At 68.4% G+C, this 14,791-nt stretch carries 13 protein-coding genes; 5 read left to right on the forward strand and 8 right to left on the reverse strand.

Annotated features, from left to right (window positions below; translation table 11 throughout):
- Window positions 1-597: 597 nt before the first annotated feature.
- The 3 genes from GJ743_RS16705 to GJ743_RS16715 all read right to left on the reverse strand — a co-directional run bounded on the left by GJ743_RS16705 (window position 598) and on the right by GJ743_RS16715 (window position 4,697).
- A complete protein-coding gene (locus GJ743_RS16705; RefSeq protein ID WP_155053046.1) occupies window positions 598-1,827 on the reverse strand; it encodes an FAD-dependent oxidoreductase in 1,230 nt (409 codons plus the stop codon).
- Between the two features lie 140 nt (window positions 1,828-1,967).
- The gene (locus tag GJ743_RS16710) at window positions 1,968-3,263 is read right to left on the reverse strand and encodes an ABC transporter substrate-binding protein (protein WP_155053047.1); all 1,296 of its coding nucleotides are present in this window, start codon (window positions 3,261-3,263) and stop codon (window positions 1,968-1,970) included.
- A gap of 156 nt (window positions 3,264-3,419) precedes the next feature.
- Window positions 3,420-4,697: an ROK family protein gene (locus GJ743_RS16715; RefSeq protein WP_155053048.1), complete on the reverse strand. Its 1,278-nt coding sequence runs from the start codon at window positions 4,695-4,697 to the stop codon at window positions 3,420-3,422.
- A 438-nt stretch (window positions 4,698-5,135) separates the two neighbouring features.
- Here GJ743_RS16715 and GJ743_RS16720 point away from each other — a divergent pair, with 438 nt between their 5' ends.
- From GJ743_RS16720 to GJ743_RS16735, 4 genes are read left to right on the forward strand one after another with little or no spacing between them, the layout of a single operon-like run.
- Window positions 5,136-6,320 (forward strand): GMC oxidoreductase, encoded by a 1,185-nt coding sequence (locus GJ743_RS16720; RefSeq protein ID WP_196217040.1) that lies wholly within the window; start codon window positions 5,136-5,138, stop codon window positions 6,318-6,320.
- Window positions 6,321-6,348: 28 nt separating this feature from the next.
- The gene (locus GJ743_RS16725) at window positions 6,349-6,786 is read left to right on the forward strand and encodes a C-glycoside deglycosidase beta subunit domain-containing protein (RefSeq protein ID WP_155053050.1); all 438 of its coding nucleotides are present in this window, start codon (window positions 6,349-6,351) and stop codon (window positions 6,784-6,786) included.
- A complete protein-coding gene (locus tag GJ743_RS16730; protein WP_155053051.1) occupies window positions 6,783-7,793 on the forward strand; it encodes a TIM barrel protein in 1,011 nt (336 codons plus the stop codon). The genes GJ743_RS16725 and GJ743_RS16730 overlap by 4 nt, the downstream gene beginning before the upstream one ends.
- A 4-nt stretch (window positions 7,794-7,797) precedes the next feature.
- A complete protein-coding gene (locus tag GJ743_RS16735) occupies window positions 7,798-9,444 on the forward strand; it encodes a DUF5597 domain-containing protein (RefSeq protein WP_155053052.1) in 1,647 nt (548 codons plus the stop codon).
- Window positions 9,445-9,550: 106 nt separating this feature from the next.
- Here the strand turns inward: GJ743_RS16735 and GJ743_RS16740 are convergent, their stop codons facing one another.
- From GJ743_RS16740 to GJ743_RS16760, 5 genes are read right to left on the reverse strand one after another with little or no spacing between them, the layout of a single operon-like run.
- The gene (locus tag GJ743_RS16740) at window positions 9,551-10,360 is read right to left on the reverse strand and encodes an alpha/beta fold hydrolase (RefSeq protein ID WP_230386870.1); all 810 of its coding nucleotides are present in this window, start codon (window positions 10,358-10,360) and stop codon (window positions 9,551-9,553) included.
- On the reverse strand, window positions 10,357-11,502 hold the full coding sequence (locus GJ743_RS16745) for a pyridoxal phosphate-dependent aminotransferase (RefSeq protein ID WP_155053053.1): 1,146 nt from the start codon (window positions 11,500-11,502) through the stop codon (window positions 10,357-10,359). Before GJ743_RS16745 ends, GJ743_RS16740 begins: the two co-directional genes overlap by 4 nt.
- 4 nt (window positions 11,503-11,506) lie before the next feature.
- A complete protein-coding gene (locus GJ743_RS16750) occupies window positions 11,507-12,121 on the reverse strand; it encodes an RraA family protein (RefSeq protein WP_155053054.1) in 615 nt (204 codons plus the stop codon).
- The gene (locus GJ743_RS16755) at window positions 12,118-12,786 is read right to left on the reverse strand and encodes an RraA family protein (RefSeq protein WP_155053055.1); all 669 of its coding nucleotides are present in this window, start codon (window positions 12,784-12,786) and stop codon (window positions 12,118-12,120) included. The genes GJ743_RS16750 and GJ743_RS16755 overlap by 4 nt, the downstream gene beginning before the upstream one ends.
- Window positions 12,783-13,442 (reverse strand): RraA family protein, encoded by a 660-nt coding sequence (locus tag GJ743_RS16760; RefSeq protein WP_155053056.1) that lies wholly within the window; start codon window positions 13,440-13,442, stop codon window positions 12,783-12,785. The genes GJ743_RS16755 and GJ743_RS16760 overlap by 4 nt, the downstream gene beginning before the upstream one ends.
- A 96-nt stretch (window positions 13,443-13,538) precedes the next feature.
- Here GJ743_RS16760 and GJ743_RS16765 point away from each other — a divergent pair, with 96 nt between their 5' ends.
- Window positions 13,539-14,462 carry a LysR family transcriptional regulator gene (locus GJ743_RS16765; protein WP_155053057.1) on the forward strand — a complete coding sequence of 308 codons (924 nt, stop codon included), beginning with the start codon at window positions 13,539-13,541 and terminating at the stop codon, window positions 14,460-14,462.
- Window positions 14,463-14,791: the final 329 nt, after the last annotated feature.

Genomic DNA, 14,791 nt, shown 5'->3' on the forward strand with positions numbered 1-14,791 from the left:
GGGTTCGAGTCCCCTCAGATCCACCAAAAACCCCTGATGAATCGCAAGATTCTCAGGGGTTTTTCGCTTGGGGAGCGCTTTCCTGCGGCCTTTTATGAGGGGCTTGCGGCTCTATTCGTGGCGAGCGATCGGTCGCGTAGCTATCCACATGTGTTGCCCGCCGACCGCGGCTATCGCAACGTGACGCGCGCGAACGACAACAGCGGGTCGGGGTGTGTTGGTAGCGCCCGTTCGTCGCGCCGCTGTTGCCGGCTCGATCCAGCAGTGGACCACGCTCAGGCTTGTCGAAGTCGATCGCAGCCTGCGACCACGCGGTGGCGGCGTCGAGATCGCGCACGTTGAACGCAGAGTGTGACAAGCCTCCGACGGCATATGGCATCGCAGTGAGTCCGAGTTTCAGAAGTCCCTCCGGAGGCCGGCCGCCGCGAGTTGAGGAGCTGCCGGTGCGCGTCGTCGACGGTGGCCATGATCGACACCGTCGCTGCGTGGGTATAGAGCGGAGACTCGATCCGGCCGGCCCTCGCCGACGTACGACGCGAAGGCTGTTGCCTCGTAGGCATAGGCGTCCGGAGGGCCAAGCGTGCGACGTGTGCGTCGTCAGCCGGCTCCCCTGGAGCTGTGGGCGAGACCGTCGCCCATCTCCTCGAGCTGAGCGACGATCTCCGCGGGGCTCTTCTCACCCACCTGCTTCTGCAGCATCGGTGTGTGATCGAGTACCCAATCGCGGACGGGGCGGAGAACGGTGGGGGCGTGATGGAAGACCTTCCCGAGGACGTAGGCCTGCTGCACCTGCGATGTCGTGTGCGCGATGCGTCGCTCGTCATAGTGGTCCAGCGCGGCGGCAACCGAGGGCGTGTCGGCGAGGTCCACCCCTGTGAGGCATTGCGCGAGCGTGTACCCGTCGCCGATCGACATCCCGGCGCCGTACGCGGCGTATGGAGACGTGGCGTGCGCGGCGTCACCGGCGAGCGTGATGCGTCTCTTCGACCACTGCTTGAGCGGCTTGCGGTCCCGGATGGGCCAGCGCTGGAAGTTGCCGGGTTCGGTGGATTCGACGAGGCCGGCGAGCGGGCCGGGGAATCGGCCGGCCAGGGTCAGTGCGTGCGCCTTGAGATCGGTCGGCGGTTCCTTCGCCGGATCCCAGGCCTCGAGCACCCACCACTGGATGCCGTCGCGGCCGTTGTCACGGATCGACGAGTAGGTGCCCTGGACCTCCCGATCGTGGGAGAGCACGACCTCGTTGCGCTCGACGCCGGGGACGTCGGCGAACGTGTAGCCGCCGATGATGTGGAGGCGATGCTCTCGACGCTCGCTGGCACCCCACAGCTGTTTGCGCACCATCGAGTCGATTCCGTCCGCGCCCACGACGACCGCGGCATCGATGCTGGTGCCGTCTCCGAGTTCGACGCGAACCGCGTCGCCTTGGTCGTCGATTCGCGTGACCTCCTGGTTCGTGCGCAGCACGCCGTCGGGCATGGCTCCGAGCATGCGGCGGTAGAGCTCGGGTCGGAGCAGCCCGATGAATCCGCCGCCGTACGCGGCGACGACGTCGTCGGGGATCTTGACGTCGGCACGCACGTTCCCGCGAACTCCACGGAATGTCGTGTGGCACGGTGCCCCGAGGTCCTGCGTGTCTACGCCCATCGCCCGCAACGCCTTGATGGGCGGTGGCCAGAGATTCAGGATGTTCCCGGCCGGTCGAGCTTCGCGGTAGCGCTCGAGCAGGATGGGTCGGTGGCCGACCGTGTGCAGCGACAGCGCGGCGGCCATCCCAGCCGGGCCGGCGCCGATGATCACGATCGGGCGGGGTTCGGTGTCTGAGGTCATCGAGGTCTCCTGTCGTCATCGACGGAAGTCGGGTGGTTCGGGATCTGGCCGCGGTCGCCTGCAAGAGCAGTGGCTGGGCGCAATGTGACGAGAGTGCCCGCCCGGGGTCGAATCGGGCGGGCACTCCCGGGTTCATGGAGCTACTGGTCCCACGCGGCATCCATCGATTCGAGGATTCCGTCGACAGTCGTCTGACCGGTCAGCAAGCCCTGCATACCGACCGACAGCGCGTCGTAGACACCCGCGTTCGGCCAGCTGAGGTTGGGCTCCGGGGAGAACGTCCCCGCCGAGATCAGGTCGGCCACGGGTGCGTACTGGGGCAGGAGCTCGGAGTCCTCCGCGCCGGCGACCGGAATGCCGCCGGACAGGTTGGCGAATTCGACCGCGTTCTCCGGCTCGGCCGCCCAATCGAGGAACTCCTGCACAGCGAGCTGGGTGTTCTCATCGGAGGTGCCGTTGGACGCCCAGGCGTACAGCGGCGAGGCGATGAGCCATGGGTCCTCGCCGTCAGCGGGAGGGAACGCGCGGACGTCGAGCGTGTACTTGCCCTGGCTCGCACCGCTGAGCGCCGTGGCCGCGCTTCCCGGGATCGAGGCGGACAGCGCTGTTCCGCCGATCAGTCCGCCAGTGATTGAATCGAACGTCCCGCCGGCTGCGCCGTCCTGGAAGCATCCGCTCTCGTTCATCTCGACGAAGTCCTCGAGGACCTGCTTCCATCCGCTGTCGGCGAAGGTGACGTCTCCGGCAGCGCGCTGCTCGTTCCAGTCGGGATCGGCGGCGTACACCCTGGTCGCCGAGATCACCTGCGCGATGAAGCCCAGGTTCGGGGGGACGGTGCCGGCGAGGACGGTGAACGCCAGTCCCGCGTCCTTCGCATCGGCGCAACCGGCGAGGAGGTCCTCGAAGGTCGCGGGGTACTCGTCGACGCCGGCGGATGCCGCGACGTCGGGGTTCCAGACCAATCCGTTCGGGGAGAGCGAGGTCGGCTGCCCGTACACCTCGCCGTCGAAGGTGTAGAGGTTCTCGGTGCCGGCCGGGATGACGGCCGAGGATGCCTCACCCAGGGGTGCGAGCAGGCCGGCTTCCGCGAGCCGTACCACGCCGTTGGCCTGTCCGCCTCCCGGGGGAGCGATGAGCAGGTCCGGCGCGTTGCCGGCCTGCAGCTGTGTGTTGATCTGCGTGTAGTACGAGTCGCCCGGGATCGGCAGGAGCTCGATCTCTACGCCGGTCTCGTCCATGTACTGCTGCGCGAAGGCCTGGTAGAAGTCCTCGGTGTCGTTCGCCTGGGGGAAGGAGAAGGTGAAGGAGTCGGCGGCTTCGCCGGGAGTCGATTCATCTGCGCTCGGCGCGGAGCATCCGGCCAAGACGAGACCGCCGATGGCGGTCACGGCGACGAGCGCCCAGCGACGGCCGGGGCTCGGGGTGTGCTGTGTCATGTCAGACCTCTCGTGACGTCGTTGTCGCCAGAACGGATTGCTGGCATCGGCCTTTGAGCCGTCTCTATCGTGCCACGAAATGTTGAATCCCGACATTTGGGATGGTTATATCCATCAAAACTCGGATGGATCCTCGCCACCGCGATCACCCGGGTGCTAGTACTCGGAGGCCTCCACGATCCGTGACGCCGTGCACCGCGCGACGCTGGGAGCCCCGTCGAGGAACCACCTGGCGAAGGTCGCGCCGAACAGCTGCTCTCTCGCGAGTTCCATGCCGCCGCGGAGCGGTTCACGCGGGTCGTCGGCGGACCGGATGATCGTGAGGTCCTGCGTTGCGACGGGGAGGGAGAGTTCGTAGACGCGCCGTCGCACCTCCGCGAGGAAGACCTGACCGGCGCCGGCGACCACGCCGCCGATCACGATCACGCTGGGATTGAAGACATTCACGAGCGTCGCGATCGATCCGCCGACGAGGCGGGCGGAACGTTGCATCAGCGACAGGGCCAACGCGTCCCCGTCGTCCGCCGCGATCGCCACCAGCTCGGGGCTCAGCTCCGCGCCGTCGGCGAGCCGGTCGACGAGGAGGCCTTCGGCGCCATCGTCGACAGCCCGGCGGGCGTCTCGGACGATCGCCCAACCGCTCGCGACCGCCTCGAGGCATCCGGTCTTGCCACAGCGGCAGGGGATGTCCTCATCGACGACACGGACGTGGCCGATGTCGCCGGCGGCGCCGCCGGCGCCGCGGTGGACCTTTCCCTCCGAGAGCAACCCGGCGCCCAGTCCGGTGCCGATCTTGCAGTAGATCAAGTCCAGCGGCTTCCGCTCGCGGGCGCGTTCCCTAACGGCGAGGAGGTTGACGTCCTTGTCCACCCAGGTCGGGGCGTCGAACCGCTCCTCGAAGCGCCCGCGGATGTCGTAGCCGTTCCAACCCGGCATCATCGGCGACGAGACGGGGCGTCCGGTAGCGAAGCGCACGGGGCCGGGGACGCCGACGGCGATCGCCCAGAGCGGGACATCGTCGACCTGCTCGAGGAGTCCGGCGATCATCTCGAACGCCGCGGCGAGGGTCAGCTCCGGCCCACGGGTGATGTCCCACTCGCGGTGGTCGTGAGCGAGCACGTCGCCGTCGAGTGAGGCGACTCCGACGTGGATGTGCAGCGCGCCGAGGGCGCACGTGACGAGCAGGCCGCGTTCCGAGCGGAAGCGGAGCCGACGGGGCGCGCGACCCGCCGTCGCAGACACGCCCTCCAGCTCCTCGAGGAACCCGAGCTCGATCGCTCGATCCACCCGCTGGGCGACGACGCTCCGTCCCAGGCCCGTGAGACGACCCAACTCGGGGCGCGTCGTGGCCGCACCACTCCTCACGAGCTTCACGATGCGGATCGCACTGCTCGACTCGTCCGATACGACCACGTCCGCCAAGAGATCGACCATGCTCGAATTTTGACATAACCGTCGCTGATTGTGTGCATCAGAAACCACGAATGGTCGAATCTCGGCATAATTCGGTAGAGTCCAGACGTAATGCCGGAAATCGGCAGGCTTCATCTCCACTGCTGCAAGGGACGTACGTCGATGGCGACCACCGACCTCCTCATCATCGGGACCGGCCCCGTCGGTTCCGCGTTCGCACGACTGATCGGCGACGCGCGACCGGACCTCACGATCACGATGGTCGATCTCGGTCCCCAGGTGACCGATCCACCGGGCTCCAACGTGAGGAACCTGTCACCCCGACTGCGCGACCGCGCCAGGGAACGCTCGCAGGGACGAGACCGGCCTTCCGGAGACGATGCCCGTCCCGTGCACATCGAGGGGACGATCATGTCCCCAGGCGGCACGTATCTCGCCTCTCCCGGCCATCAGGACGACATGCCCGCAGCCGCCCTGTCGAGCTGCGTCGGTGGAATGGGGGTCCATTGGACCTGCGCCACGCCACGCCCGAACGACGACGAGCGTGCCGCGTTCATCCCCGCCGACGAATTCGACCGGGCGCTAGACGAGGCAGAACGACTCATGAGCGTGACGACCCTGCCGGGGAACCCGTACGGGAACGCGATCGAGGCGATCGCACGCGAGCACTTCGGTGACGCGCTTCCCGAAGGACGCGAGGCAGCCGGACTGCCGATGTCGGCCATCCCCCGTACCGACGGGACGATCGCCTGGGGCGGGGCCGACACGATCCTCGGCGACACTCGCGTCATCCTTCGCGCCGACACCATCGCGCGCCGCCTGCTCGTCGAGGGATCTCGCGTCACGGGCGCCGAGGTGGAGCACCTCCCGACGGGGGAGTCCTCGACGATCGATGCCCGCGTCGTGGTCGTCGCGGCGAACGCGTTCCAGACGCCGCAGCTGCTGTGGGCCTCGGGCATCCGCCCGGACGCACTCGGCAGGTACCTCACCGAGCACGTGCTCATCTACAGCGTCGTCGCCCTCGGCGACGAGGTCGTGGAGCGGGCCGGTACCGACGTCCCCGTCGCGCAACTGGTGAAGGATCCGACCGCCTCAACGCTCGGCATCCCGTACACAGAGGATGTCCATCCCTTCCGCACGCAGATCATGCACATGGCCGACCCGCCGTTCCCCGTCGACGAGTCGAAGGTCGACGTCGGCGCCGCCCGCTACGTCGCCATGGGCAACGGCGTCCGCAAGTTCCCACGAGCCGAGGACCGCCTCGAGTTCTCCGACGCCGAGACGGACGCCTGGGGGATGCCGCTCATGACGATCCACTACGCGATTACCGATCGCGAGCAGGCCGAAATCGTCCGCGCGACTGAGGACCTCAGGTCGTTGGCCTCGCGGTTCGGCGAGTTCGTCCCTGGCGGAGAGCCCGCCCTCATGCCCGCCGGCACGTCCCTGCACTACAAGGGAACCATCCGGATGGGCGACGACGGCGGAACCGCATCCGTCGTCGATCAGCGTTCGCGTGTGTGGGGATTCGAGAACCTCTTCCTCGGCGGCAACGGCATCATCCCGACCGCGACCGCGACGAATCCGACGCTGACCAGCGTCGCCTACGCCGTACATGCGGCGCCGGCCGTGCTGGACGAACTCTGATGACCCTCCCTGCAGAACGGAATCGACAATGCCCACCAGCTACATGAAACTGCCCTACGAGGACCGTGTGTTGCGGCCGGAGGCGCTGCGGTCCTACGACCTGGAGACGGGGCCGGTCGGCTACAGCCTCGACATCGGCCTGAACTACTACCGGGGGCTCCCGCTGTCTGCGGTCGAGTCGCTCGAGCTCACGGTCGACGCCGAGCCGGTGCCCGAGCACCTGATCCTGGTCGAGTTGAACGGCAAGCTGTTCCCGACGAGCCAGCTCTCCGCCGCATTCACCGAGTTCTGGCCGATCAAGAAGGACCTGCGCATCTACGTGTTCAACGGCGGCATCGAAGATGGACCGCACCAGGTCGACCTCCGCCTCATCCTGCGGTGCGTCTACATGCAATTCGCCCCCGGAGTATGGGGAATGATCGACAACTCCGCATCGCGGACCCTCACCCTCCAGGGAGAACGATGAACATCGACGGCATCGAGCAGGGGATCTCCCTGTACAGCTTCAACCGGGAGTTCGTCACCCTCCCCGACTACACGATCGAGGACGCACTCGACGACCTCGTCGCGCTCGACGTGCAGCAGTACGAACTCGTCGGTTCGGTCTTCTTCGAGCACTACCCGCGCCCGGATCCCGCCGAGGTCGAGCGGGTGCTCGCGGCGAGCGAGGTCCGCGGCGTCACGCCGTTCAGCTACGGCGGATACATGGACGTCGGTCGCATCACCGGACACGACCCCGGCCCGCAGGACTACATCCTCGACCTCACGGCCGACCTGCGAACCGCCCGGGAGCTGGGATGCCGCTACCTGCGCGAGACGAACATCCCGATCGACCTGCTCCCGATGGCCGCCGAATTCGCCGACTACTACGGCGTGAACATCGGCATCGAGGTCCACGCACCATCCAAGCCCAGCGATCGCCACATCCAGGAACAGCTCGAGGCCTTCGAGCGCATCGGCAGCGAGCGTCTCGGATTCATCCCCGACTTCGGCTGCTTCATCGAGCGCCCGGCCGCGCCCGCCCTGGACCGCCACATCGCCGCCGGTGCCGATCCCGAACTGCTCGAGTACATCATCGCCAACCGGCACTCCGGCCTCACGGAGGACCAGATGCACCAGCGCATCAGGGAGATGGGCGGCGGAGAAGCCGAGCGAGTCGCGATCGCGGAGTTCTTCGGGTTCCTCTCCTTCGGCCCCGCCGACCTCGACGGCTTCACCACGCTGCTCGACCGCACGCACTACTTCCACTCGAAGTTCTACTACGTCACCGAGGAGCTCGAAGATCCCACCATCCCGATGCCGGCGTTGCTCTCGGCGATCGTGGACTCCGGCTTCCAAGGCGTCCTGATGTCGGAGTACGAGGGCCACGCCTTCCAAGACAGCGACGCCCCCCTCCAGCTCGCACGACACCTCAGACTGGAACAGCAGATCCTTTCCGGATCGGCGAAGCAGCACGAAATACGGAGTCGCTGACGACATGACCGATCTGAATTCCGCACCACGACCGTGGGCCGTCACCGGCGGCCGGAGCGGCTCGCTCCGTCGTGATGGCGTCCCGACGCTGCTCCTCGGCGGGCAGGTGTTCAACTCGTCGTCATCGTCACCGCGTTCGATCACCGAGGCATTCGCCCACGTGCGACGCATGAACGGGAACGTCGTGCTGGCACCGGTGAGCTGGGCGCTCACCGAACCTCGAGAAGGAACATTCGACTTCACGCTCATCGACCGCATGCTCGAAGAGGCGCGCGACAACGGCCTGCGCCTCGTGCTGCTCTGGTTCGGCGAGTTCAAGAACGCAGGCTCGACCTACGCGCCGACCTGGGTCCGGGCCGACCGGCGACGGTTCCCGCGCGCGGTCATCGAGCCGAAGGGCCTGCAGGCGTTCAGCTACGAGGGCGCGACCGCGAAGCCGGTGCTCTCGGTGTTCGGCTCGGCCCTGCGTGAAGCGGATGCCACGGCGTTCGAGGCGCTCGTCCGCCACCTCGTCCAGGCCGACCCCGCCGGCACCGTTGCGATGATCCAAGTCGAGAACGAGTCGGGCATCCTCTCCGACAGTCGCGACCGCGGACCGCTGGCGGAGGCGGCGTGGAACGCACCGGTGCCCGAGGACCTGCTCGTCCACGTGCGATCGGCGACCGAGGCATCCCTCGCCCGATCCCTCTGGACCGAGCACGGATCGAAGGAGGCCGGGACATGGCCGGACCTCTTCGGCGAAAGCTCCGCCTCCGACGAGGTCTTCATGGCATGGGCGTTCGCGAGCTACGTCGAGCACCTTGCAGCCAGGGGCAAGGCGATCGCCGACATCCCGATGTACGCCAATGCCTGGCTGGGCCCCCAACCCGGACAGGCTGAACCCGGGCAGTACCCCAGCGGCGGCCCGGCGTCCCGCGTGCTCGACGTATGGCGCGTCGCCGCACCATCCCTCGCACTGCTCGGACCCGACATCTACATCGACGATGCCGAGAGCGCGATGCGAGAATACGCGGCCGGCAGCCAGCCCCTCTTCGTACCGGAGAGTCGGCTCAGCGCCGCTGAACTCGTCCGAGCCATCGGGACGTACCGCGCGATCGGATGGTCGGGCTTCGGGCTCGACGGGGCGAACCCCGAGGGGCAGGTGGCGACGACGTTGAAGTTCCTCGTCGCGCTCGAAGCACAGATCGCGGCAGCCCAGGCTGACGATCGTGTCGGCGCTGTCGTGCTCGAACCCGACGTGGAACTGCACGAACTCCGCATCGACGAGATCGACATCGCCGCACGTGGAACGCTCGCGCTCTTCCAGCGCATGCTGTTGGACGCGGGCGTGAGCATCCCCGATCCGCAGTTGAACCTCCCCGATGAGACCGCTCCAGGCGCGCCCGTCCCACACCCCGGCGACTCACGCCCTTTCGGCCTCCTTGTCAGCGAGAGCGAGGGCAGCATCCTCGTGATCGGACAGGGGCTCACGCTCGACTTCTTCGCCCCGGACGGGCGAATCGAGATCGACGCCGTCGAGGAACTCCTCGTCGACGAGAGACGCGTCATCACCGGGCGCGTGCTGAACGGAGACGAGCGACTCCGCGTGCTCCCCACCGACCGGGTCGGTGCAGCGCGGATTCGGCTCCTCCGCCTCCCCGCGAACGACTGAGCGAGCAGGCCCGAAACGCACGCCTGATACCAGTCCTATCGAAGGACACCGAGCTCCACCACCCCCAGGGACTGACCGTGGGACGCGCCGCGACGTCCGCCTCGGGTCAGATTCCGTCGACGAACTTCGCGATCCGATGCCACATCGCGGGTGGGTTGGAGTACATCGGGAAGTGCCCGCTGAGGGGGATCTCGGCGAGTTCCACGCCGCCTTCGGCGAGGCGGCTGAGGTAGCTGAGCCCAGCGTTCTGCTCGCCGTACATCAGTATGCGTGGGCACGGCAGTCCGAGGAAGTCCTCCAGCAGGGGCGCGTTGTCGGACAGATCGACCATCGAGGTGAAGATCGGCGCGACGACGTCGGGGGACACCTTGGCCTGGAGTGATACGGCGTATACCGCGCTCGCAGCGAAGCGCGACCCGCTGACGCGTCGGCGGAAGTCGTCGAGAAACTCCTGGGCGTTCGCGCGCGGGTGCTCGATGATCTGGCGGCTGAGGAAGCAGTCCTCGGGCGCGAGGTTGCCCTCGATATCGATGATGCCGGCCACGAGATCGGGCTCCTGCGTCGCCAGCCGTAGCGCGGTGAGTCCGCCCATGGAGTGCCCGACCAGGATGACGCGGTCGTATCCGTGGCGTGCGATGACCTCGCGGGCGAGGTCGGTGAGGAACGGGATGTCGACGGTGCTGTATCTGTCGCAGGTCGAGGCACCGCAGCCGGGTGCGTCGTACGCGATGACCGGGTGCGTGTCGAGTGCCGGGTGCTGGATGACGTCGGCGTAGTCCTCCTTCGTCGATCCGAACCCATGGAGGAACACGAGCGGTATCCCGGTGCCGGGTCGCGTGAGCATGGCGAGTCGGACGCTCGTGCCGTGCAGGTCGGCGACGAGTGTGGATCCCTGCAGACGGGTCGCGGGCATCATGCCGAAACCCGCTGCAGTTCGGTGAGGGATGCCGTCAACCGTTCGATCGCGGTGTCGAGGGTTGCGTCGTCGACGGCGAAGCAGATACGCAGGCGGTCCGGAGCGGCGAACGCCTCGCCCGGCACGACGGCCACGCCGGCGTCGATGAGGTGCTCCAACAGCGCGGTCGATCCGCTCCAGCCGTTTGCGGCGAGCAGGCCGGCCACGGACGGGAACGCGAACATGCCGCCGTCCGGCACCGGGCAGTCGATCCCGGGCAGCCGATCGAGTGCCGCGACGAGGCGGTCGCGCCGGCTGCGGTACAGCTGTCGGGCTTCGCTTGGACCGTCGTGGTCGTGCAGGGCTGCCGTCGCGGCGCGTTGCATGGCGAGGGGGACGTGGGTGATGGTCGCGGCGAGGTGTTCGCGCGCCGAGTCGACGACCGCTGCGGGTCCTGCGAGCCAGCCGATCCGCCATCCCGTCATCGCATGTTCCTTCGAGACGCTGTCGACCATGATCGTGCGGTCTCGGAGTTGCGGGACCGCGTCGAGGACGTGTGCGTAGCCGCCGGAGTAGGCGAGTGCCGAGTACACGTCGTCGCTGATGACCCAGAGGTTCGCGCGACTCGCGATGGCGGCGAGATCTCCGATCGCCTGTTGCGGCAGCACCGTGCCGGTCGGGTTGGCGGGGCTCGCAAGGATCACCGCGCGGGTGCGGGACGTGATCGCCGCGGCGACGTCCGCGGGATCGAGGCTGAGGTTGTCGCGGGTGCGCACCGCCACGGGTTCGGCGCCCGCGGCGCGGACCGCCGCAGCGTGTCCGGGCCATCCCGGTTCGATGACGAGCACCTCGTCGCCGCCGGAGGTGACCGCCCGCACGGCGAGGTGGAGCGCGTGCTTGGCCCCCACGGTGACGACGACGTCGGACTCGGTCCATCCGTCTCCCGGCAGGCTCGCCGCGATCGCACGGCGCAATGTGGGCTCGCCGGCAGCCGCACCGTAGTGATGCGTCGTCGGATCGGCGACGGCGTCCTGCGCGGCTCGGACGATGGCGTCGGCAGTATGGGTGCTCGGCTCGCCCGCGGTGAGGAGCACGATGTCGGCTCCCTGCTCGCGAAGCCGTGCGACGCGCGCGTTGATCGCGAAGATCGGGTTCTCCGGCATCGCCTCACACCTCCTGACGGTACGGAGCGCCGAACTCGTACAGGTCGATGGTCCGCTCCCCGGCGCGGAGTCGTTCGAAGTGGCGCTGTTCCTGAGCGACTCGTTCGTCGGCGTGATCGAGGACGCGGGCGACCTGAGCTGACGGGATCGCCACGACCCCGTCGGCGTCGCCGACGATCAGGTCACCCGGGGAGATGAGGACACCGCCCACACGGACGGTGCGTCCGAAGATCCCGGGGAAGTCCTTGCGGGTGCCTCGGATCGCGTTGCGGCGAGAGAACACGGAGAAGCCGAGCGCGGCCATCTCGGCGCTGTCCCGCACGCCGCCGTCGATCAGCAGGCCCGCGATGCCGCGGGCCTGCGCGGCGACCGTGAGCACCTCGCCCCAGTGTCCGTGCGGGGCGGCGCCGGCGTCGACGACGAGCACATCACCGGACTCGGCTCGCGTGACGGCCAGGTGCAATGCGAGGTTGTCGCCACCGGTACCCTGCACGGTGAACGCGCGTCCGACGAGTCGAGCGCCAGGCCAGGCGGCGCGGATCTCGGGGTCGAGGTCGATCGGCGCGCCTGCGGCTTCGACGAGCGTGGCGGCGGAGTGGCCGCGGGCGGGATCGGTCATCGGGGTTCCTTCGTCTCGGTCCGGTCGGCCTGGTATGTCTGCAGCGAGTGGTACCCGTGGACGGCGCGGGCCCGGTGGAGCGGCATCCCGGCCCGCACGTCGGCGACGATGGCATCCTCAACCTGCTCGATCTGCTCGGCGAGCGCGAGCACGTCGCTCGAGCGCTCCGCGGGGACGACCACGACCCCGTCGTCATCGCCGATGAGGAGATCGCCGGGGTGAATGGTGACCCCGTCGATCACGAGATCGACCTGGGCCGCGGCGATGCGCACGCGGTCCTTACCGGTGCGCATGAACCGGCCGGCAGACCACAGCGGGTACCCGGTCTCCAGCGCGATCGCAGTGTCGCGACACACGCCGTTGATGACCGTGGCCGCGACCCCCCGTGAACTCGCGAGGCGTGACATGATGCCACCCCACACCGTGCAGTCGGTGCGCCCGTCGTTGTCGATGAGGACGACGGCGCCCTCGGGCACGTCGTCGAGGAAGTCGCCGACGGTTCCGCCGTGCTCGTCGACGGGCGCGTATCGGACGGTGAACACGGGACCCGACGCGCGTTGGTTCGGCGCCAGCGGCCCGATGCCGTGCAGAGAACCGGGCAACCCGAGTCGGTCGAGCGCGTCAGAGATGGACGCGGTGGGCGGGACGACTGTGCGTGCGGTCATCGGTTCTCCTCCGCTCCGGCGAGACGTGCATCGCGCATGGCGTCCCGAAGTCGTCGACCGCTGCGGATCTCCTCGGCGATGGTGCGCTCGCGCGCGACGATCGCCTGCGCTTCGGTGAGCACCGCCTCGGCGCGGTCGCGCGGGACGACGACGAACCCGGTCGCGTCGTGATAGACGATGTCGCCATGGTGCACGGTGCGGCCGGCGATGGTCGCCGGCTCGCCCGAGGAGCGCTGCTGCAAACGACCCCGCGCCGTCGCGGGGCTCGCTCCGCGGGCGTACACGGCGAGTTCGAGCTCGCGATTCTCGTCGACGTCGCGGCAGGCCCCGTCGACGAGCACGCCGCGCACGCCGCGCTGCGACGCGCCGAGCCCGAGGATCCCGCCCCAACAAGACACCTCGGTGCGCCCCGCGTTGTCGACGACGATGACGTCGTCGGGCCCGGCCCGCCCGACGCTGGTCGTCAGGATGTGGGCGCCAGCGGCGCCACCGGTGTACGGCTCCATGACGGCGGTGACGGCGAATCCGAGCACCGGCCGGTCGACGGTGAGCGCTTGGAGGCCCGGAGTGCCGGAGGGAAGGCCGAGCGCGTCGAGTGCGTCGCTCACGGCCGCCGTGTCGAGTTCGGCGAATCGATCGAGGAGTCCTGGGGTCATGCCTTCCAGTGAACCGACCCGCCCTCATAGAGTAAAGGTCTGAAATCGACCACCTGCGATACTTTGCACCTATCAATCTTCGGTGAGGAGGTGCATGTGTTCGACCTGCGTTCGGCCCGCTACTTCGTCGCGGTCGCCGAGGAGTTGCACTTCAGTCGAGCCGCCGAGCGCCTGATGATGTCGCAGCCGCCGCTGTCGCAGGCGATCCGCCAGCTCGAGCAGGACGTCGGCGCGGTACTCCTCGAGCGCACGAACCGGCGGGTCGCACTCACCCCCGCGGGCGAGGCGTTCCTCGTCGAATGCCGCGCGCTCCTGCTGCACGCCGACGCCGTCGCCGAGACGCCACGACTGGTCGCCCGGGGATCCCGTGCGGTCGTGACGATCGGCTGCGTGGCATCCGTGATGACGTGGCCGCTTCCGCAGACGCTCGCGCTGCTGCGCGAGCGCGCGCCGCACATCGCCGTGCGCATCCGCGAACTGGACACTGACCAGGCACGAGACGACCTCCTGCGAGGCCGTATCGACATCGCCTTGTCACGCATCGCGAGCGAGCAGGCCGGGATCAGCACCCGCACCCTGCTCCGCGATGAATTCTGCGTCCTGCTTCCGGCGACGCACCCGCTCGCCGACGAAGGCGGGCCGCTCGACCTGGCACGCCTGGTCGACGACGACTGGGTGTGGCTCCCGCGAGAGATTTCGCGGGACTACCACGACGACATGACCAGCGTCTGCCGCGCCGGCGGGATCAGCCCACGTGCCCGCCACTGGGTGCGCTCGATCGCCTCGCAGATCGCCCTCGTCGGCTGCGGCGTCGGCGTCACGGTGATCCCTCGCGTCTCAGCGGTCGATCTCCCTCGCGACGTCCGGATGCGGCAGATCCGCGATCCCGCCGAGGCGGTCGTCCTCGCGGCATCCACGCGAAGCGCGCCCGAGCCGGCGGAGCGGCTCGTCGTCGACCTCATCGCGCAGGTCGTCGCCGCGCGAGGGCATCCCGTGCGAGCACCCGGCCCAGGGAACTGACCTCCGAGTCGGGGAACGTATCCGTCGGGCTCGGCCTCGCACGGTTATGCAGGGGCTGCAGCGCCACCGCATAGGCCGGCGCCGAAGCCCGCTGACCGAAACGCGGGGTTGCCCGATCGCTGCGGCCCTTTTGCGGCTCTTTTCGTCCCCAAGCACCGGCCAATGACGACATCCATCGGCGACCGCCGCCCCGGCCGCTCGCCCCGCTCTTCCTTATACTTACTGGCATCCACAACCAAACACGTGCGCGCCCGCCAAGGTGCATCCCGTCAGGGGGTCAGGGGTTCGAGTCCCCTCAGATCCACCAAAAACCCCTGATGAATCGCAAG

The organism is Agromyces bracchium (assembly GCF_009709675.1).
Taxonomy (GTDB): Bacteria; Actinomycetota; Actinomycetes; order Actinomycetales; family Microbacteriaceae; genus Agromyces; species Agromyces bracchium.

Coding starts and splice junctions, on each gene's coding strand:
- GJ743_RS16740 (WP_230386870.1), bottom strand. CDS start 10,360: ATGATGCCCGCGACCCGTCTGCAGGGATCCACACTCGTCGCCGACCTG.
- GJ743_RS16725 (WP_155053050.1), top strand. CDS start 6,349: ATGCCCACCAGCTACATGAAACTGCCCTACGAGGACCGTGTGTTGCGG.
- GJ743_RS16720 (WP_196217040.1), top strand. CDS start 5,136: ATGCCCGCAGCCGCCCTGTCGAGCTGCGTCGGTGGAATGGGGGTCCAT.
- GJ743_RS16750 (WP_155053054.1), bottom strand. CDS start 12,121: ATGACCGATCCCGCCCGCGGCCACTCCGCCGCCACGCTCGTCGAAGCC.
- GJ743_RS16710 (WP_155053047.1), bottom strand. CDS start 3,263: ATGACACAGCACACCCCGAGCCCCGGCCGTCGCTGGGCGCTCGTCGCC.
- GJ743_RS16730 (WP_155053051.1), top strand. CDS start 6,783: ATGAACATCGACGGCATCGAGCAGGGGATCTCCCTGTACAGCTTCAAC.
- GJ743_RS16705 (WP_155053046.1), bottom strand. CDS start 1,827: ATGACCTCAGACACCGAACCCCGCCCGATCGTGATCATCGGCGCCGGC.
- GJ743_RS16715 (WP_155053048.1), bottom strand. CDS start 4,697: ATGGTCGATCTCTTGGCGGACGTGGTCGTATCGGACGAGTCGAGCAGT.
- GJ743_RS16755 (WP_155053055.1), bottom strand. CDS start 12,786: ATGACCGCACGCACAGTCGTCCCGCCCACCGCGTCCATCTCTGACGCG.
- GJ743_RS16760 (WP_155053056.1), bottom strand. CDS start 13,442: ATGACCCCAGGACTCCTCGATCGATTCGCCGAACTCGACACGGCGGCC.
- GJ743_RS16745 (WP_155053053.1), bottom strand. CDS start 11,502: ATGCCGGAGAACCCGATCTTCGCGATCAACGCGCGCGTCGCACGGCTT.
- GJ743_RS16735 (WP_155053052.1), top strand. CDS start 7,798: ATGACCGATCTGAATTCCGCACCACGACCGTGGGCCGTCACCGGCGGC.